The following is a 19,973-nucleotide window of genomic DNA, read 5'->3' as shown; positions in this document are numbered from 1 at the left end:
CCCCTTAATCGGCCATGCATTTATTGATGGCTTCGCTAATCGTGGTATCGCCCTCGCGCACCCGCTGGAAGGCGTTTTGGGCCAAGGTTTGCATTCCGCCTTCGATCGCCTTGCGGCGGAGCGTCATGTCGTCGGCCTCCCCATGGACCAGTTCGCGGATCGCAGGAGTGACTTCGAGAAATTCGAAAATGGCGCGTCGTCCTTTCATGCCGCTCCTGCGGCACTGGTTGCAGCCTTCGCCATGCATGAACGACCAGTTCTCTGCGTCGGGATAGACGGGCTTGACCCACTCCATCTCGCCCGCGTCGGGCTGATAGGGCGCCTTGCAGTTCGGGCAGATGGTTTTCACCAGCCGCTGGGCAATGATCAGGCGCATCGTGGCCGCCGTCAGATAGGAGGGAATGCCAATGTCGCGCATGCGGCTGAACGAGGAGGTGGCATCGTTCGTATGCAGCGTGCTGAGCACAATGTGTCCCGTGAGCGAGGCGCGCATGGCAATCTCGGCCGTCTCCGCATCGCGGATTTCCCCGATCATGACCGCATCCGGGTCTTGGCGGAGGATGTGGCGCAGGCACTCGGCAAAGTTGAGGCCGATCTTCGGGCGCACCGGCATCTGGTTGATGCCCTCCATTAAATATTCAACCGGATCCTCGACCGTCTGCACGTTGCGCGTCGGGCTTTTCAGAATGCCCAGCGCACTGTAGAGCGTCGTGGTCTTACCGCTGCCGGTCGGGCCGGTGAGCAGCACGATACCGTTCGGCATGCCCAGGATTTCGTGGAAGCGCTTGAGCTTTTGGCCTTCGAAGCCAATATCCTTGAGATCCAGAACGAGGCTCTTCTTGTCGAGAATTCGCATAACGACTTTTTCGCCAAACACCAGGGGCATGGATGAAACACGCACATCGATCACCCGGCCCGAAAACTTGAACTTGAAACGGCCATCCAGCGGCAGGCGGCGTTCCGCAATATCCATCTCCGAAAGAATCTTGATGCGCGTCACGATCGCCTGGTAGAGCGACTTCGGCGGCGGGGTGACCAGGTGCAACGTACCATCGACCCGCATCCGGACTGCGCAATTGTTTTCGCCCGGCTCGAAATGGATGTCCGAGGCGCCATCGCGCACGGCCTCCATCAGCAACAGGTTAACGTAGCGAACCACCGGCGCGTCGTTGGCGTGCACCAGCAACTGGTCGACATCGCCTATGTCGGCTTCGAAACCGGCGTTGTCCGCCGCCGCTTCCACATCGACGATATCCTGCAGGCCGGCCTCGACATAGGCCTCCTCCTTGTAGCATTTGTCGATGATCTGGTTGATCTTGTCCTCGGTGCTGACCGCCTTGTGGACTTCCAGCGAGGTCAACGAACGCACGGTATCGACGGCGTCCATGTCGAGCGGGTTCTTCATCACGAGCGTAATGGAAACCCCCTCTTCCTTCGTCAGGGGAACGAGGCAATAGCGACGGGCGATCGATTCGGGAATCATGTCGAACTCGTCGCGTTGGAGGTGGAACTCCTCCCCCAGTTCGAGATACGGGATGTTCAACAACTCCGAGAAGGTCTGGGCAATATCGTAGGGCGACGCCAGTTTTTCCTCGATCAGGATATCCGTCAGGACGCGGCCGGAGTTCTCCTGGATGGCCATGGCCTTCTCCAGTTGCGACGAGCCAACGCGCCCGCTACGGATCATCATTTCGCTGAGTTGGTCGGTAATCATTCCGTACTATCCTTCTGCCTTTGCCAAAGAGCGGCTACGTGTCTGGTTGTCCTACATTCCCTCTTCGGAAGTTTCGGTCGTTTTCGTTTGCTCACCACCATCCATCTGCTGGACGAGGGCAAGGATTTCCTCGTTTTCCGCTTGGTCTGCCTTAGCCGTCTTGGCATCCACTTCGATGGCGGCTTGCTCTTCGATTTCAGCCTTCCTGGTCAACTCGAGATCCATTCTGGCTTCGCGGGTTTGCTGGCGGGAGAGGGAGTCGGCGGCATAGGCTTCGTTATCGACCACGGTGGCCTTGATGAAGATCAGCAGGTCGATCTTTTCCTTCTCGATCCGTTCGCTGCGGAACAGGCGGCCGAGGAACGGGATGTCGCCGAGGAACGGGATCTTCTTGATGATTTCGGTATCGCGCTCGTTCTGCAGGCCGCCGATGATGGCGGTGCTGGCGCTCTTGATCATGACCTGGGTTTCGGCCTCGCGGATGCGGATGACCGGATAGGAGGTGCCGGACTGCGAGCTGCTGCCTGCGGTCACGACGCCCGCCACGCTGTCGCCGGTGAATTCGCTCACCGCCGGGTGCACGATCATGTTCACATAGTCGTTCGCGCAAACCTGCGGGATCACGTTGAGCTGGATGCCCACGTTTTCATAGTAGTCGAGACTGGTGGAGGTCACCGTGCTGCCGCTGCCGGAATTGTTTTCCGATTTGATGATCGGGTATTTCTGGCCAACGAGGATGGCGGCTTCCTGGTTGTTCATGGTCATGACCTGCGGGGCGGAGAGCACGTTGGCGTCGTCGTCCTGCTCGATGAAGTTGAAGAGCATCTGCGCGCCCCAGTCGCCCACCACGCTGTGCGAAAGGTTGATGCCGCTATCCTGCGAATAGCCGCCGGCGGCCTTGGTGTTCATCGGATCGGGGAATCCGGTGGTGAGGTTGAGCACCTTCAGCAGATCCTCGTCCAGCAGGGCGGGGGTCAGGTTGCCTGCGCCGAGGCCACTATCGGTAACCTGTTCGAGGGCGCCGATGTATTCAAGGCCGATGTCCGACAGGCCACCGGTAGAGATTTCGAGGAACTTGGCTTCGATCAATACCTGTTCCGGCATGAGATCGAGCTGCTCCAGAATGTTTTCTATCTTGGTGATGGCGGACGGCACATCGGTGATCACGAAGGTTTTACTCTTCTGGATTTCCTCTTTTTTCTTGCGGGAGCGAACACCGGCTTCGACGGCAGCACCGCTGTTGCCTTCTCCACCGAATTCCCACCCCGGAAGGCTTTTGGTTTCGTGAATGGTGAACTTGCCGCGCACCGTCAGCTGCGCTTCGATAATGGACTTGATGTCGTATGCATCGACAAAACTAAGATTGAAGACCTTGGAAACGAGCGGCTCAATGCCTTCCACCGTCACAATGTTTTCGAGCTTGCTGATCACGATGGTGTCGCCCACCACCCGGTAGCCGAAGCCGTAGGGCTTGAGGATCACGTCGAGCGCGTCTTCCCAGGGAATGTTGTTCAGGCGAACATTGACGTTTTCCGAAACCACATCGGGACCCACCACGATACTCTGGCCGGTTTGCAGCGAATAGGCCTTTAATACTTCCGCAATATTGGCGTCCTTCACATTGATGGTCACAAACTCGGCCGTTTGCACATCTTCACCGGGCTCAATGATCTGGGCACCGGCAGATTGCGTTGCGGCGGTGTCTTGAGCCCTTACCGAAACCTGCCCGTCTACGAAAAATGCAATCAATCCCAACAGGGATGCTGTACTGAACTTCAACTTATGTGTTGTCATCGGTTTCTCCTTTTAAACCCTTCATTAACCGTCCACCACCATCAAGCACCCTTCGTGCCAAACTCTTTTAAGCACCCCATTCGCCCTTGCATTCGAGCGTGATTTCTTCGTTGCCGGCAACGGCTTCTTAGCGAGGACGTTCCCGAACAGGGTGCTAGGTTGCGCGCCGCCAGGGAAACCCACTAGACGGGCAACGGCTGACAGATCCATGGACTAAACCCTGAGTCCGCCCCGGGGGAATCCGGAAGCGGCAGCATCGGGGCATCCCCGATGCCACATCGGTTCTGCCCCAATGTTCAACGGAGAAAAAAACCAGGCCGCCCTTCCGTGAATGGAAGAACAGACCGTGTTTACAGGGGTTTGGTGACGATCTGCCAGGAAATGCGGAGCGACTCGTTTTCCACCCCGTGGATGGCGCGCAGCATCAGTTCGGTTCCGCTTCGCAAATGAAGCTTGTCCTTGATGTGCGCGCGGTTGGTCTCGATGGTTTTTACGCTCAGGTTCAGTTGCTCGGCGATTTCGCGGGTGGAGTTTCCGCGGCCAATCAGCTCGAAAACTTCAAGTTCGCGAAGGCTCAGCGCATCGGTTCCGGAACGCTGTTTTTCCCCACTATTGCGAAAAGCCACCTTCAACATCTGCGAAGACATTGTTTTGCGCCAACCGGCCCGATCGGCTTACCAAGTCGGTCAATTCCCCGGTAAATCACAAAGCATTTGGCTTTCATTCGTTCCAATTGATTATCATCATGCTCGCATATTGGTAAACCTAGGAGCCATGCGATGAAAAAAAGCTCGACCCCCTATCAAGCCCATCTGTTCGTCTGCACCAAGTCGCGCGGCGGCGAACGAAAGTCGTGCGGCGACGGCGACAACCCGGCACTGAAGGATGTCCTCAAGGACGAGGTCAAGAAGCGCGGCTGGAAACCCGTGGTGCGCGTCTCCGAGTCCAGCTGCCTGGGCGTGTGCGATGCCGGCCCCAACATCATGATCTACCCGCAGAAAATCTGGTTCTCCGAAGTCACCCACGCCGATGTCCCCGGAATCCTCGAGCTGGTTGGCTCACTCGTTACCGAGCCCGCGTAGGGTGTCGCCCTTCATGGCCATGCCAATGGCCAGCGCCATGCAGGCCGCGCCGCAGGCCACAACGAACAGCAGCAGCGCCAGCAAGAAGCCGGGCGAAGCCTGCGTTTTGGTGATGAACAACGCCGGAACCATCGCGACCGCCGCCGCAACGATCCCGACGGCCAACCCAGCCAGCATCAGCAACCCGTGCTCCATGAAGAGCAGCTTGCGTAAAACCATCTTCCGGTAGCCCACCGCCTGCAGCAGCGCCGTCTCCGCCCGCCGATCCTGCACATTGCGCAACACCACCACCCCCATGCCCAGACTGCCGACCGCCAGCCCCAGTGCTCCCAACACCAGGAACATCGCCAGATAGGTCGACTCCACCGCATAGAACTCCAGCAACCGCTCCGTCGCCGGAACCACATCCAGCCCCGCCCGCTCGTGTTTTCGTACCGAAGGCGGCTCGCCGGCCCCATCGAACAGGAACATGCGGTATCCCTCCTCCCCCGGAAACTTCGCCGTAAAATCCTTTTCCGCCACCAGCAGCGCCCCCTGGAAAACCGAAAGCCGCATCGGCAGTTGCCCCACCAACTTCACCTTGAACGGATGGCCCGCTTCGTCCACATAGTCCAGCACAGCGCCCTTTTCGATCCCGGTTTTGGCCTCCAGCCCCCACATCGCCGTATCCGCATCGCCCACCAGCGCCGGAACCATCCCGTCCGGCAACCCGCAATCCAGCAGCTGCCAAACATCCTCCCCCGCACAAAACGCGCCCCGCACCGACATCGCCGCCGGATCAACCCCCAGCAGGCGCGGCGTCCGCGCCCGGTTCAGGTTCAGGCAGCTCGCATCATCGCCGTCGCGCACCCGCAGGCGAACGTCGCCCACCTCGTCCGTGATCGGCAACGTCGATTCCCCAAACCACGCAAAACCGCCCGTGCCCGACCACCGCTCGCCCGCATGCGCCGTCACATCCTCCTTCATCGACGAAACCGCAAACACCAAAAACGTACCGCATGCCAGCAGCCCCACCACCGTCAAGCTGCGCCCTCTTCTTCTCGCCACATTGCGCAAAGCCAGCGCCCCCACGTGGGGCAGGCTTTCCAGCCGGCCCGTCCGTTTGAGCAGTTCCCCGCAACCCAGCACCCCCGAAACCAGCAGCAGCGCCCCCGCACCGAAAAACGGCATCGTCACGCTCTGCCGATCCGCCACCACTGCCCAAAAAGAAACCCCGATCGCGCCTGCCAGCCCAAGCACGGCCAACCAAACAGAGGTCGAGCTGCCGTCCGGGCCAGACCCCGCATCCCGCATCCCGTATCCCGCATCGCCACTCAACAACTCCCGCGCCGGATGCTTCGCCTGCCGCCATACCGCAATCGACATCGCCACCAGCGCGCAGACCAAACTCGCCACCGCTCCGGTCGCCACCGTGCCCGCACGCCCAAAATATTCAATCGCCGAATTCGCGATCGCCCCGCTCCAATAGCGCGACAGCCCCGCAATCAAAAGCTTCGTATAGCCGATCCCCAGCCCAGCCCCGGCCGCGGAACCGACCAGCGCCACAATCCCGCCCTCGGCCAGCACCGCATTGCGCACCTGCCGCGGCCGCCAGCCCGTCGCCAGCAGAATCCCCATCTCCTCCGCTCGGTTCTGGATGCCGAAGACAAACAGCAGCCCCGTCAGCAGCAGCGCCGCCACGATCAGGAAAAAGCTCATCCCCACGAACAACTGCCCAAAATCCATCGCATTTTCCACCGATGCCAGCGCCTGCTCCCGCACCGGCTCGAAAACATATCCGGCGGCCGCCGGCCGGAACCCCTCGCTGAAAGCCTCCTGCGGGGTCGGTCCTTTGATCTTTGTATTTTCCCACCGGACCCCGGTCAGGTTGCCGAAGCGGTTCGACCACATGTCCCGCCCGGCCTTGAGCGAAACGATGGCCTTCGGCGTCTGCTTGTAGGCGTTCCAGTATTCCTCGTTCGCCTCGTCCTCCAGCCGCTCCTCGTCCATCGGAATACCGACATCCCAGTCGGAGCACCGATCCACATCCGTCAGCCCGGGGAAGGCGGGCGCGAGACGACGCTCCGGCTCCATGTCGGCCATCGGCACGACCGACCGCACCGTGAAGACCCGCTCGCGTTCCTCGAATTCACCGTTCGGCAGCAGCTCGAAATAGTCTAGCGAAACCGCATCGCCCACGCCGGCTTCCAGCGCCTTCGCCAGCCACGCGTTGATGATGATTTCGTCCTCCCCTACCGCAGGCGTCATGCCGGCGCCGTCACTCGCCAGGACAAATGAATAGGGCGTCGAATGTTCCCCCATGGAAATTGAATTCACCAGATAGGTCAGCGTTCCCTGCGCCCCCGGAACCGCCAGCGCCGCGCGCACCGCCTCCGGCTCGAGATAGATGCCATCCGATTCCAACTGCACCACCTCGCCCTCTTCGCGGAAGCGCAGACCGAAATCGGAAGCCAAGCACACTTGCGCAAGTGTGCTTGGAGGTGCCACCGATCCAGCCAGAAGCAGGTTTGCCTTTCCTTCCAGCCCAACGCGCTTCTCCAACCATTTGTTATTCACAAACACATTGTTGGGCACCACCTGGTTGGCCGAGAGGCTGAAGCGGCCCAATTCATCGTCGCCGAGAATGCGCGCCACGGTGAAGCGCCCGCGCACGGAGCGGTCGTCCTTCTGTGCCGAAAGCGGGGCCTCGCGCGGGAGCAGGCCGGGCTTTTCGACACGAAGCGAAACCTCGTCGCCAACGTCCGCATGCAGCGCCGCCGCCAACTTGGCGTTCAGCGCAACCTCGCCTTCGGCCAAAGCGAATTCGAGTCCGGCAAACGTCCAGAAATTGGAATCGCATCCGGCCACCTGCACCTGGTTGACCTGTTGTTCATCGGCCATCGCCATGCCGCGCAACTGCAAGACCGCCGCCGCTTGGCCCGGAATCCGTTCGGCCAACCCCGAAGCAAAGAAGCGGTTCGGCGTATGCATGGCATGCCCAATTCCGCCGAGCCGCTGGAGCGCAAACTTACGTAGCGATCCATCGACCGAGTCGCCCACCAGCAGCGAGCCCGTCAGTACGGCCGCCGCCAGCGCCGCGCCAAGCAACACGCCCACGTGGCTGCGCCAGTAGAACCGCAGGCTTCTAAGAACGAATCTAAGCATCGGCTTCCACTCTATTTACCAGAAACCTTTCAAGCCGGCCCCCTTTGCACCTGCGAGCATTAACGTTCATTCACCGGCCCCTCGAAGACATCCGTCGCGCAGCTCTAGCACACGATCAAGCCGGCCGGCCAGCCGCTCTGAATGGGTCACCATGACCAGCGTCAGGTTTTGCTCGCGGTTGAGTTCGAGCAGCAAGTCCATCAGGCCATCGGCGCTCTCGCGGTTGAGCGCGCCCGTGGGTTCGTCGGCCAGCAGCAGGTCGGGCTGGTTGATGAGCGCGCGCACCACGGCCACGCGCTGGCGCTCGCCGCCGGAGAGCTGCCCCGGCCGATGCGACAGCCGATGCGACAGCCCGACGCGGTCGAGCAGCCGCCGCGCGCGCTCCTCCGCGCCGCCCGCGTTCACCAGGGTTGGCACGAGCACGTTTTCGAGCACCGAGCACTGCGGAAGCAGATGGTGCAGTTGGAAGACAAACCCAATCCGGGTGTTGCGGAAGGCCGCCAACCCGCGCTCATTCATCGCCAGCAGATCGGCGCCATCGAACACGATCGACCCGGCATCCGGCCGATCCAGCGATCCGATCATATTCAGCAGCGTACTCTTGCCACAGCCAGATTCACCGACGATTCCAAGGCTCTCGCCCCGGGAAACCTGAAGGTCGAGGGCCTCCAAAACGCCCGTATTGGCGTCGTATCTTTTATAAATATTCGAAAGCTCCAGCAAGGTCCTCACCGCCCATTTCTTTTAATTTCTTTTTCTAGTATTTTTTACTACCGCGAAGTTTAGGGCCACACGGCTTGCATTCGCACTGCCGCATCATGTAAGGTTCCTTACAAGTCGGAAAAGGGGAATCGCCATGAAGTTTACTGCATTGGATAAAAGAATCTGGATAAAGGGGCTGACGCTGGAGTGTCCCCTGGGACAGGCCATCGACGAGTGTCCCCTGAACGCGTTGCGCCATCTGCCCGTGGTGCAGTTGAACGACACGATCAATGGGCTGACCGACATGCAGGTGAACGCGATTGTGAATATTCATCATCATTGCTACCACGACCGCATCAAGGAACTGAAGCACGCCAACTAGACACGCTTCCATCGTCCGCGCCGACCACCACCATGCCGCCGACGAGCGCGGGCGAGGTGGTATCGTCGCCGATCTCGTTCGACCACAGCTTCGTTCCATCTTCGAGTTTCAATAGATAGAGAACCCCGTCCGCCGAAACGAGCACGCGGTTTTTCGCCACCACGGGCGAATACGGCATACCGCCCGTATCGAACTTCCAGACGGTCTTCCCCTCCTTCTTGTCGACCGCATAGACGAAGCCGTTGTCCGAGGCATAGACCACCCGATGCTCCGTCACCGCCGGGGTGGAAAACGTCTGGTCTTCCGACTCCTCGCTGCTCCAAACGATTTCACCCGATTCCATATCGATGCAGACCAGCGCGCCATCGCGCAATCCGGCATAGGCCAGCTTGCCCTCGACCGCAACGCCGCCCGCAATCTGCCCGTCGCCGCCGACTTCGATATCCTTCAAATGCTTCCCATCGGTTGAATAGACATGCAGGGCCGCCAGGCAGCTCCCGTAGGCAATGCGGCCAGCGCCAACCCCCGGCGCGCCATCGCACCGCTCCGCCGCCTCCGACTTCCAAACCATCTTTCCCGTCGCAACATCAAGGCCATGCAGCATGCCTTCCGACTGATCCATCACAACGATCTTCGCGTCTTCGCGGCCATCCAAAATGACATTTGCCGAGCCCACGATGATCCCATCCGTTTCATACTTCCACATCGTCGCCCCGGTCTTGGCATCGAGGGCAAAGAGCGTTCCCTTCGTGCTCCCCGCAAAGACCAATCCAGCCGCGCAAACCAACGGCGCCTCGAACCGCAGCGCCATCTCCTGCCCCGCATCGTTCGTGCGCGTGAAGCTACGCTCCCAGATCTTTATTCCTTTTTGATCCAGCGCCACCACCCGCCCTTTCTTCGCCGAAAAGAAAATCCGTTCACCGTCCGAGACGGGCGTGCTGTAAACTTCGCCTCCCGCATTAAACCGCCAGGCCAGCTCCAGCTGGTTGCCCAATTCGGCATCCGCCACGCCCTTCAAGTCGGGAGCGCCATGATAGGTCGGCCATGCTCCCCAGCACATCGAGGAACAACACGCCAACAAAGGAATCATTTTGCTCAAAGTCATTTTGCCAGCTCCCGATAGACCGCGACCATGTTTTGCGCCATCGACTCGACGCTGAAGCTTTCATAAACCGAGTCGCGGCCTTGGGCGCCCAGCGCCCGCGCGCGGTCGGGGTTCAGCAACAGCGCCTCCAGCTCTTCGACGAGGTTGTCATAAACCACGCCGCCGCCTGTCGCTTCAACCAGTTCGGGAAACGCACCCGCCTTTGGCTGCACCACAGGCACGCCCGCCGCCATCGATTCGATGATGAACGAGCCGAACGCCTCGCCCTGCTCCACGGGCACGCACATCACCGAAATGGTTTTAAGAAAGGCCAGTCGTTGCTCGCGGGTAAAGTCCTCGACAAACTCGGCATCTTCGGCCAACCCAGCCTTTGCCAGCTTGCGCTTCTGCTCCTCCACGCACTTGAGGTCGTCGCCCACCGCGCCGCCCGTGGCGCGCAGCTTCAACGTTTCCAAACCGGGAACCTTCTTCAACTCGATGAATGCATCCACCAGTTTGTCGATCCCCAGCGCCGTGTTCATGCGCGAGAGATAGCCCAGCACAGGCGGATCGAAATCGAGCGGAGCCGGCCCAAAGCCATCCAGATCAATGCCGATGTGCACCACGTCGATCACGTCGCGCGGAACCATCAACCGTTCGCTCATTTGGTCGGCGAACCAGTTGCTAACGGCCACGAACCGATCCACATCGCCGCAGCGCGCGCGGATCGCATCCCAACATTGTTCATCATAAGGCGGATTGATTTCATCCAGCCACCAATCCTCGTCCTGCAGCGAGCAGACCACGGGCACATCCAGCTTCGCCTTGATTTCCCCGGCCAGGCCGATCAGCAGTGCATTGGAAATATGCACCACGTCCGGCCGCTCGTGCTCGGCAAGCCAATCGACCAACCGCTCCACTTCCTTCTTTTGGTTGCCCGCGGTTCCTTCCAGCATCGAAAGCGTCATGGCACCGAGATCGGAGGCCGAGGTGGTACCCTCCATCTGCGCCGCGCGCCTGAGCATCCACTTGGAGTCGAACAGCCGATCCAGCCAACGCGGTGTCTTCCGGAAAAAGGGCACCTGCTGCTGGAGCCAGACATTGATGCCGCCGAAAAAGACGGGCGTGTCGTCCTGCACCGGGTCGCCGTCGGTGAACATCGGCAGATACATCGGCACCATCACCACGTCTTCGCCCGCACGCCGCAGCGCCTGCACCAGCGCGCCGTCGCGCATGCAGTTCTGGCAATAGAACGTGCCGCCCGATCCCGGAACTATGTGTACCACTTTCATCGCGAGCGAGTTTCAAGTTTTAGGTTTCAAGTTTCAAGTTTTCTTCTGCGTCACGGAAGGCCAGCGCGCCGGTGGGGCAAACCTTCACCACGTCCTCGGCCGTCCTCTTCAGTCCCGCCGCCAAGGATTCGCTGAACGGAACCGCCACCCGCGTGTTGTAGCCGCGGCCGACAAACGTCACGCCCAGTTCTTCGCCCGCGCGCTTCGTGATTTTCACGCACAGCCCGCACTTGATGCACTTGCCCGGTTCGAACACCACCGCCTCACCGTGGCCGATCAGCTGGACGTGCCCGCGCTCGTCCGCCGGGAACTCCCGCTGGTCGGCGCCATATTGCTCCGCATACTGCCGCAGCTTGCAGCTCGCCGGCTTCCGGCAGTCGCAGTGCAGGCATCGTGCCGCTTCCGCTTGGGCAGGCTTTCCAGCCTGCTCATCCCTCGAACAGTTCTTGGCCAGTTCGGTCACTTCGCTATCGCGCAGCTTGCCGATCTTCGAATCAAACCGGCTTTCATTCTTTGGTTGCTCGCCCTTCAAGGACCGATCCAACGCAATCGCCGCCGCCTTGCCGTTGGCCACCGCCTTCACCGCCAGCTTATGCTCCTCGGCATAGACCGCATCCGCAAAACGCGTCCCCGCAAACTCCGCCTCCGCAAAAACCACCCCCCCGAAGCCATCAGCCATCGACTGCAAAGAAATCGATTCGCCCAAACGAAACTCGATTCCCGCCTGTGCCAGCCAATCAATTTCAGAATCCAGCACCTCCATCGGCAAATCCTGATGCCCCCGCAATACGCCACCCGCCTGCGGCGCTTCATCAAACACCGTCACCGCATAGCCCAGCTGCAACAGCTTCCAGGCACAGGAAAGCCCCGCCGCCCCCGAACCAACCACCGCAGTCTTTCCACGAGGGGTCAGATTAGGGGTCAGTCCTATGAAATGATGTTTTTTGTCAAAACCATTAAAACATAGGACCGACCCCTCACGGTGGGACTGGCGAATCTTCAGCGCCTCGTCGAGCTGCCCCCGGCGGCATCCCTTTTCGCAGGGAGCGGGACAAACGTGGCCGAGGGTGGCGGGGATGGCGAGGTCGCGCTTGGCGATCCACCCGGCCTGCTCCATGTTGCCGCGTTCGATCTGGCGCAGCATCGTTGGAATATCCAGGTGCGCCGGGCAGATGCGGGTGCAGGGCGCCTCGCAATCGCCAACGTGCTCGCTCAGTAGCAGGTTGAGGGTGTCGCGCCGCGCGGCCTGCACCTCTTCGCACTCGGTGTCGATCGCCATGCCGTCGGTGGCCTGGGCCGAACACGAAGGGACCAGCTGCCCGGTCGCCGTGTTCTTCACCACGCACAGCATGCACGAGGTTTCCGGCTCGCACTCCTTCAGATGGCACAGCGTTGGAATATCGATCGCAAGCAACCGTGCCGCATCCAGCACCGTAGCCCCATCCTTCACCTTCGCAGGCATTCCGTCTATTTTCAGTTCAACCATTCCACATCTCTTCAACTGCTTTTTTATGACCGCAAAGACGCGAAGAAGCAAAAGCTCCTAATTCCTTTGTTTCTTTGCGTCTTCGCGGTCATCACATTCATTCCACCACCACCGCATCAACAGGGCAGATGGTTTTGCACGCGCCGCAGCGGACGCAGGCTTCGGGATCGATCTCGAAGACCGAATAGGGTTCGCCGTGGATCGCCTCGACGGGGCAGTCGACCGCGCACTTGGTGCAGCCGATGCAGTCGTCGGTGATGGAATAGGTGATGAGCTTTTCGCACTTGCCCGCCGGGCAGCGCCCTTCGATGTGCGCCTCGAACTCATCGCGGAAATATTGGATGGTGGTCAGCACCGGGTTGGGCGCGGTTTTGCCAAGACCGCACAGGCTTTGCGCCTTTACGGTTTTGGCCAGCTGCTCGAGCTTTTCAATGTCGCCTTGCTTCCCGTTCCCGTTGCAGAGCCGCGTCAGGATTTCGAGCATGCGCTTGGTGCCGACGCGGCAGGGCGTACACTTGCCGCACGATTCGCTCTGTGTGAACGAAAGGAAGTAGCGCGCCATCTCGACCATGCAGTCGGCATCGTCGAGCACCACGAAACCGCCGGAACCCATCATGGCGCCGACGCCGGTAAGCGCCTCGAAGTCGACGGTCGTGTCGCCCAGTCGCGCCGGGATGCACCCGCCCGAGGGCCCGCCGATCTGCACCGCCTTGAATGCGCGGCCATCGGCGACGCCGCCGCCGATCTGCTCGACCACCTCGCGGATGGTGATGCCCATCGGCACCTCGATCAGTCCACCGCGCTCGATCTTGCCCGCCAGCGAAAACACCTTGGTGCCCTTGCTATGCTCCGTGCCCAGCTCGGCGAATGCCTCCGCGCCGTTGCGCACGATCCACGGAACCAGCGAATAGGTCTCGGCATTGTTGACCAACGTCGGGCAATCGTTGAAGCCATTTTCGGCGGGGAACGGCGGGCGATAGTTCGGCATGCCGCGCCGCCCTTCGAGCGAGGCGATCAGCGCCGACTCCTCGCCGCAGACAAATGCGCCCGCGCCCTCGAAAACCTTTAGCCGCAGCGAATGGCCGCTGCCCAGAATATTGTCGCCCAGGAACCCGGCCGCCTCGAATTCCTTCAGCGCCATGCGCACGCGCTTGACGGCCAGCGGATATTCGGCGCGCACATAAAGAAAACCTTCCGACGCGCCGACCGCGAACGATGCAATGATCATGCCCTCGATCACCCGATAGGGATAGGACTCCATGATCATGCGATCCATGAACGCGCCGGGGTCGCCCTCGTCGCCGTTGAGGATGATGTATTTCTTTTCACCGGGCGCGTTGCGGACGATGCCCCACTTGCGGGCGGTCGGGAAGCCGCCGCCGCCGCGGCCGCGCAGGCCGCTCTTTTCGATCTCGGCAATGATCCGCTGCGGATCGTTCTTGAAGAAGACCTCCTTGAGCGCCTTGAAGCCACCGAGGTTTTTATATTCGTCCATATCGGAAGGGTTGAGGATACCGCAGTGCTCGGTGGCGATGTGCCGCTGGCGGCCAAGGAAGTCGGCGATGGGTTCGTCGCGCACGTTCAGCTCGTGGCGGGCGGGCACGTTGCGGGCGGCATCGGAGTAGAGTCTTTTCAGCAGGCTTTCGGTCGCGGCGCGCACTTTGATGAAGGGGCTGTCCGACCAGAAATGGCGCTCGACAATCTCGGGGATATCCTCCGGCTTCACCTTGGCATAGAGCACGGGCTCCTCGCCGGGAATGACCACCTCCACCAGCGGCGTGCGGTGGCACATGCCGACGCAGCCGACGGGCTTGATATCGACCTTGCACTTCAGCGCATCGAGTTCGTCCTCGAGCGCATCCTTGATCTTGGCACTACCGCCCGCCACGCAGCACGAGCCGAGGCCGACGCGCACTTCGCCCATCGTCACGCCCTGCTCTTCGGCGCGCGCCTGGCGCGGGATGCGGTTGGCTTCGTTTTCGAGGAAGTCGGCAATCATGTCCGAGACGGTGTCGGTCTTCACGTGGCCGTAGGTGGTCTCGTCGATCTGCACGGCGGGCGCGAGGGTGCAGCAACCAAGGCACGCCACCTTCTGCACGGTGAAGAGTCCGTCGGCATCGGTGTCGCCCTGCTCGATTCCAAGATCGTGCAGCACCGATTTATAGACCGCCTCGGAACCCTTCACATGGCAGGCCGTGCCATCGCAGACACTGATCATATGCCGGCCGACGGGCGTCCGCCTAAACTGCGAGAAGAACGACGACACGCCCTCGATCTGCGCAGGGGTGATCGCCGTGATTTCGCACACGCGCCGCAGCGCCTCTTCCGGCAGATGCTTGAACGTCTTCTGCACCGCCTGCAGGATCGGAATCACCGAGGCCGCGTCGGTTCCGACCTCGGCAACGATCCGGTCCACTTCCAAAATGTCTATTTCGCTATTCATCTATTTGTTTGACCGCAAAGACGCGAAGAAACCAAGAACTCAATTACCTGCATAAATGATACGTTTAAGCCCGTCTTTAAGAAGGTATTCGTGGAAGTTCACAAGCAATCCCAGGGGCTTTCCAAGCGCCTTGAGATATTTAATTGTTTGGGCAGTGTGCTTGGGACTTAGCTTATCAACCGTTTTGAGTTCGACAACAACTTCACTTCCAAGAACAAAGTCCATCCTGCCCTCACCAACTACGTGCCCTTTGAAGGTAACATCAAAGACCTTCTGCCGCTCATACGGGATTCCTCTGATGTCCATTTCTATGGCAAGTGCGTTTTCATATATTGCTTCATCATACCCCGGCCCGAGTTCCCGATGGACGGTTATGGCAGCATCAATGAATTGTTTCACCAGCTCTTCTTGCCGATCAGTTGTTATGGCCTTTTTCTTATCCATCTTCGCGTCCTTTGCGTCTTTGCGGTCATTCCTTCCCAATGCAGTAGAGGGTTTCGTCGCCGCGGATGTAGATGCGGTTGTTTGCAAACGCCGGGGTGGCGTAGACGGCTTCGCCCATGTCGATGGCGGCGATCTCGTGGTAGGTATCGGCCTTGGCATCGAAGATGTGCATGATGCCGCCGAGGTGTACCGCATAGACCTTGCCGCCCACCAGCACGGGCGACGAGCTGAAGCCGTCGTCGAACTCCTGCTCCCACTTGACCCCGCCCGTTGCGGCGTCGAGGCAGATCATGTCGCCCGCCGAGGTGGCGATGAAGAAACGGTCTTCGGCCGCGAGGGGGCTGGCGATTTCCGGCAGGTATTCGTCGTACTGCCAGAGGATCTGCGGCGTTGCGCCATTGAGTTTGAGCGCGCTGGCCTGTGCATATTCGTTGGCCACGAAAACCAGGTCCTTGCCGTTAAAGGCGGGCGAAGGCGCCACCTCGCCGCCGAGGCACTTGACTTGCCAGAGCTGCTTGCCGCTCTTCGGATCGTAGGCGGTCGTAAACTCCTCGTCGTTGAGCACCAGCTGCATGCCGCCGGCGGTTTCGATGAGGGCAGGCGTCGACCACGAAATGTGCAGGCGCGCGGTTTCCCAGACCGCGGAACCGTCGGCGCAATTGAACGCCATCACCTTTTGGTTTTCCTCATGGTCGTACTGCACAAACAGGCGCTCTCCATCGCTGACGAGCGACGAGCCCATGCCGTAGGGGTTTTCCGGAACGCCGAGGTTTTTTTGCCAGACCAGGTTGCCATTGAAATCGAACGCCGCCAGCTCGCCCGTCGCGAAGATGGCGAACACGCGCGTTCCGTCGGTCGCCATGGTCGGCGCGGCAAAGCCGGTATCCTCCGAAACCTCCGGTAGCTCGACCGAGGTCTCAACCTTCCCCACCCACAGCTCCTCGCCCGAGTCGGCATTGTAGCAGAAGACCTCGCAACCCTCCTCGTCGCCCCCCGTGAAGAAGAGGCGGTCGCCCCAGACGATCGGCGAGTTGAAACCGTGCACGGGCACATCCGCCTTCCATATGATACCCTCGCCCGATTCCACATCCCAACTAATCGGCGCGTCCATCGCCAACGCCTGGCCAATGTTTCCCCAACCGCGCAACGATGGCCAGTTGGCTTTCATTGCTTCGGTTTGCAAAGGCAAGGAAGCCTGCGCCATGCGTTCTTCCTGATGAGCAGGCACCCCTGCCTGCTCATCCGGCTGCTGGGCGAGCACCACGGCCAAATCGCTCTGCACGGCGAAGGCGAGAAAGAGCGACAGCACCACGAGAAAGATCCCCGTCCCGGCCATGAGCTGGCGGAAGAGGCTGTTGAGCTCCCAGTGGTCGGGCGTGTCGGGCTTTTGCACCGCAGGCAGCTTTGGTTTCCAAACCTTGGAAAGCTTGAGGGCAACAAAACAAACGACCGCTCCACCGAGCGCCAGCAGGCCGCCGGCGCGTCGTTGCTCCTGGTTGCTGAAAAAAGCGCGGCGCGCATACAGGTCGTAGGTGCGGATCTGCTCAACCACCGCCTCATTGCTTTCACTCGCATTGCCCAGTTGCTCGCGCAACTCCAGCAGCGTCGGATCGTTCAGCGGATCCATCTTCACCAGCTTCACGTGGTCCGAAACCAGCAGCACCGCCACCACCAGCACAAACAGCGCCGCCACCAGCGCCACCCCCTGCGCGATCAGTCCAGGAATTTGTCTTTGTTTAAATTCGTTTTTTTTTGCCATGGCAATCCTGATATTTGTGTTGCCCCTTCAGGGCAAATTATATTTCGGGACTTCTGTCCCCCTAGGGCTGCGCCCTAGGCTAAATTGTGTTGCGCCTTCAGCGCAAACCTTCCTTGTTCCTGTCTTGTCCCCCAGGGCTTCGCCCCGTCCCAGGGCTACGCCCCGGGCTAAATTGTGTTGCCCCTTCAGGGCAAACCTTCCGTCTTCCTGTCTTGTCCCCTAGGCGTTGCCCTAGGCTAAATTGTGTTGCGCCTTCAGCGCAAACCTTCCTTGTTCCTGTCTTGTCCCCCAGGGCTTCGCCCCGTCCCAGGGCTACGCCCCTGGGCTAAATTGTGTTGTCCCTTCAGGACAACCGATTCTTTACCACCATCTCCATCTTAATGTGCCAACGGCACTACACAATTTAGCCCGGGGCAACGCCCCGGGTCTGGATGGCTACCCCACCCACCATTTGCCCTGAAGGGGCAACACAACCGATCCTCAATCCCAAACATATCGTTCATCAAACGGCACATTATACCGCTTTAAAAATTCCCGATACTCTTCCTGAAACGATTTTACCCGATGGTGCTCCACCTGCTCCGAAATATAGTTGCGTACGGAATCCACATGCGTCGGGCTGACCGAGAACAAACCATATCCATTTTGCCAACCAAACGCATGCAAACGATCATCCAAGGTCTTGATAAATTTCGACGAATCCTGTTTTAACATCTGCACCATTTTCACGGGTGTTTCCATTTTGTTCAGTAGGCAGAGACAATGGACATGATCGACGAATCCACCAACGAGGATGCCGGAGCAACCGAGTTCATTGAGAATACCCGCCATGTAGGCATGCACCTTCGGGCGTATGCTTTCGCCCAAATACGGCTCGCGCTCTTTCGTGCTGAACACGATGTGCGCATGCAACTGGCAAAACGATTGCGGCATTTTCCATTCCTCTGCTTGTGTTGCCCCTTCAGGGCATTTTTTTTCCTCTCTCCAGTCCCGGGGCGGTGCCCCGGGCTAAATTGTTTTGCCCTTTCAGGGCAACCTCCATGCGTTTGCAACTCTGCATCCCGGGGCGGTGCCCCGGGCTAAATTGTTTTGCCTTTTCAGGGCAACCTCCATGCGTTTGCGACTCTGCATCCCGGGGCTTAGCCCCGGGCTAAATTGTTTTGCCCTTTCAGGGCAATGGATCCGATCTCAATTGTTGTCCTGTTTTCAATGTGCCAACGGCACTACACAATTTAGCATGGGGCAACGCCCCATGTTCACGCCTTGCCTCCCATATCCCTTGCCCTGTAGGGGCAACACAACATTCCTTTCATCAAAACGTCATTCCTTCACCGGACAATATTTAAAACAGCGGCCGCAGCTGTAGCAGGTGCCGCGATCAGGTTCGTAGCCCTCGCGCTTGCGGAGGATGGAAATGGAAATCAGTTTGCATCCGATCACCAATCCGATGAACGCGCCGAGCCACATGCCGCCTATCCCGAACCCTTCTTTCAACTCCAGCGCTTCGGCATAGAGATCGTCGATGGGTTGGTCGGAGCCGCGGAAGGCTTCGGACTCGATGTTGGTTCCCTCGTAGCGACCGAGTTCCTCGCCCGCGACGCGCTCTGCGAGCTGCACGTTGGGGTGCATGCGCGAGAGCGGTTCCTTGAGCAGGCTGCCGACGCCCACGCCGACGGCCACGAGCACGGGCACCAGCAGGATGAGGAGGCCGAGGCGCCGCGCGCCTGTGGAGCGGGCTTCGGGTTCGGCGGCGGGGGTGGGCTCGTTGATGGCGTTGTAGGGGCAGGAGTCGGCGCAAAGGTGGCAGGTGATGCAGTCGGTTGGTGTGATGACGGCGTGGCGGCGGGAGAGTTTGGAGCACCAGTTGAGCAGCACGCCGTAGGGGCAGAGGAAGCGGCAGTAGGGGCGCGCTACAAAGATGCCGAGCACCAGCATGAGCCCACCGAAGACCAGCATGCCGAAGCTGGCACCCATGCGGAAGAAGCCGACGAAGGGATCGTATTGGCAGATGATGAAGCCCGCGCCCATCACCACGGAGAGCGCCGTGAGGCCGAGATAGATGAACGGGAAAACCGACAGCACCTTTTCGACGGCGGGCGGCACCTTGACGGGCTTGAACGCGACCGCTTCCTGGATGGCCCCGAGCGGACAGACCGATGCGCAGAAAACGCGACCGAAGAAGAGCGCAAAGACGAGCGGCGCCGCGAAAAAGACGAGCACGGTGAGCGGCACGCCGTAGGTTGAATCGACCATACCCGCAATGATGTTCTGCACCGAGCCAACGGAACAGACGCAGCCGTTGCGGATGAAGCCGAAGTAGACCATCGAGAACAGCGTCAGCAACAAAATCTCGTTGCGCTTGCGGCGCTTCAGCACAAGAAAAGAGGCCAGCGCCAGCGCACCGATCAATACCGCAACATCCCATCCAACCATCGCATTCGACGGCTCGGGCGTGTGCACGGCGGGATGTTCGTAGCCCGTCGAAAACTCCGGCATCGGAAAACGAAATTCCCCGAACGAGGGAACCACCAAGCACATCAGCATCAGAATAGATGACCGCAAAGACGCAAAGACGCGATGATTTTCTTTACCACGGAGGCACAGAGACACGGAGGTCAGGAAATTAAACAATACTCCGTGTCTCTGT

15 protein-coding genes are annotated in these 19,973 nt (G+C 59.9%); 2 read left to right on the top strand and 13 right to left on the bottom strand.

The features are described 5' to 3' along the window. Positions 1 to 4: 4 nt before the first annotated feature. From E9954_RS30140 to E9954_RS30130, 3 genes are all read right to left on the bottom strand, one after another. Positions 5 to 1,714 carry a GspE/PulE family protein gene (locus E9954_RS30140; RefSeq protein ID WP_136083000.1) on the bottom strand — a complete coding sequence of 570 codons (1,710 nt, stop codon included), beginning with the start codon at positions 1,712 to 1,714 and terminating at the stop codon, positions 5 to 7. Positions 1,715 to 1,765: 51 nt separating this feature from the next. Beyond that, complete coding sequence (locus E9954_RS30135; protein WP_136082999.1) at positions 1,766 to 3,508, bottom strand: secretin and TonB N-terminal domain-containing protein; 1,743 nt, start codon at positions 3,506 to 3,508, stop codon at positions 1,766 to 1,768. Positions 3,509 to 3,858: 350 nt separating this feature from the next. Next, on the bottom strand, positions 3,859 to 4,155 hold the full coding sequence (locus E9954_RS30130; RefSeq protein WP_136082998.1) for a response regulator transcription factor: 297 nt from the start codon (positions 4,153 to 4,155) through the stop codon (positions 3,859 to 3,861). 132 nt (positions 4,156 to 4,287) lie between these two features. Here E9954_RS30130 and E9954_RS30125 point away from each other — a divergent pair, with 132 nt between their 5' ends. Further along, positions 4,288 to 4,590: a (2Fe-2S) ferredoxin domain-containing protein gene (locus E9954_RS30125; RefSeq protein ID WP_136082997.1), complete on the top strand. Its 303-nt coding sequence runs from the start codon at positions 4,288 to 4,290 to the stop codon at positions 4,588 to 4,590. Here the strand turns inward: E9954_RS30125 and E9954_RS30120 are convergent. Together E9954_RS30120 and E9954_RS30115 are read right to left on the bottom strand one after the other, a co-directional pair. After that, on the bottom strand, positions 4,567 to 7,734 hold the full coding sequence (locus E9954_RS30120; RefSeq protein WP_136082996.1) for an ABC transporter permease: 3,168 nt from the start codon (positions 7,732 to 7,734) through the stop codon (positions 4,567 to 4,569). The genes E9954_RS30125 and E9954_RS30120 overlap by 24 nt on opposite strands. 66 nt (positions 7,735 to 7,800) lie before the next feature. Continuing rightward, the gene (locus tag E9954_RS30115; protein ID WP_136082995.1) at positions 7,801 to 8,466 is read right to left on the bottom strand and encodes an ABC transporter ATP-binding protein; all 666 of its coding nucleotides are present in this window, start codon (positions 8,464 to 8,466) and stop codon (positions 7,801 to 7,803) included. A 124-nt stretch (positions 8,467 to 8,590) separates the two neighbouring features. On the opposite strand from E9954_RS30115, the gene E9954_RS30110 reads away from it, so the two are divergent. After that, positions 8,591 to 8,818 carry a hypothetical protein gene (locus E9954_RS30110; RefSeq protein WP_136082994.1) on the top strand — a complete coding sequence of 76 codons (228 nt, stop codon included), beginning with the start codon at positions 8,591 to 8,593 and terminating at the stop codon, positions 8,816 to 8,818. Here E9954_RS30110 and E9954_RS30105 read toward each other — a convergent pair. From E9954_RS30105 to E9954_RS30070, 8 genes are all read right to left on the bottom strand, one after another. Beyond that, a complete protein-coding gene (locus E9954_RS30105; RefSeq protein ID WP_136082993.1) occupies positions 8,793 to 9,923 on the bottom strand; it encodes an outer membrane protein assembly factor BamB family protein in 1,131 nt (376 codons plus the stop codon). The two genes, E9954_RS30110 and E9954_RS30105, sit on opposite strands and share 26 nt — an antisense overlap. Then, entirely contained in the window at positions 9,920 to 11,194 is a 1,275-nt protein-coding gene (locus E9954_RS30100; protein ID WP_136082992.1) for a glycosyltransferase family 4 protein, read from the bottom strand. The genes E9954_RS30105 and E9954_RS30100 overlap by 4 nt, the downstream gene beginning before the upstream one ends. Positions 11,195 to 11,213: 19 nt before the next feature. Then, positions 11,214 to 12,680, bottom strand: a complete 1,467-nt coding sequence (locus E9954_RS30095; RefSeq protein ID WP_136082991.1) for a 2Fe-2S iron-sulfur cluster-binding protein — start codon at positions 12,678 to 12,680, stop codon at positions 11,214 to 11,216. 97 nt (positions 12,681 to 12,777) lie between these two features. Next, complete coding sequence (gene nuoE / locus E9954_RS30090; protein ID WP_136082990.1) at positions 12,778 to 15,123, bottom strand: NADH-quinone oxidoreductase subunit NuoE; 2,346 nt, start codon at positions 15,121 to 15,123, stop codon at positions 12,778 to 12,780. Between the two features lie 39 nt (positions 15,124 to 15,162). Next, on the bottom strand, positions 15,163 to 15,567 hold the full coding sequence (locus E9954_RS30085; protein WP_136082989.1) for a GxxExxY protein: 405 nt from the start codon (positions 15,565 to 15,567) through the stop codon (positions 15,163 to 15,165). Between the two features lie 25 nt (positions 15,568 to 15,592). Then, positions 15,593 to 17,326, bottom strand: a complete 1,734-nt coding sequence (locus E9954_RS30080) for an outer membrane protein assembly factor BamB family protein (protein WP_136082988.1) — start codon at positions 17,324 to 17,326, stop codon at positions 15,593 to 15,595. Positions 17,327 to 17,806: 480 nt separating this feature from the next. Next, positions 17,807 to 18,259: a transposase gene (locus E9954_RS30075; protein WP_136082987.1), complete on the bottom strand. Its 453-nt coding sequence runs from the start codon at positions 18,257 to 18,259 to the stop codon at positions 17,807 to 17,809. Positions 18,260 to 18,646: 387 nt separating this feature from the next. After that, the gene (locus E9954_RS30070; protein ID WP_168442694.1) at positions 18,647 to 19,870 is read right to left on the bottom strand and encodes a 4Fe-4S binding protein; all 1,224 of its coding nucleotides are present in this window, start codon (positions 19,868 to 19,870) and stop codon (positions 18,647 to 18,649) included. Positions 19,871 to 19,973: the final 103 nt, after the last annotated feature.

The organism is Pontiella desulfatans, from assembly GCF_900890425.1.
Lineage (GTDB): Bacteria > Verrucomicrobiota > Kiritimatiellia > Kiritimatiellales > Pontiellaceae > Pontiella > Pontiella desulfatans.
The sequence above is the reverse complement of the archived record's forward strand: the minus strand, read 5'-3'. Positions and strand labels throughout refer to the sequence as shown.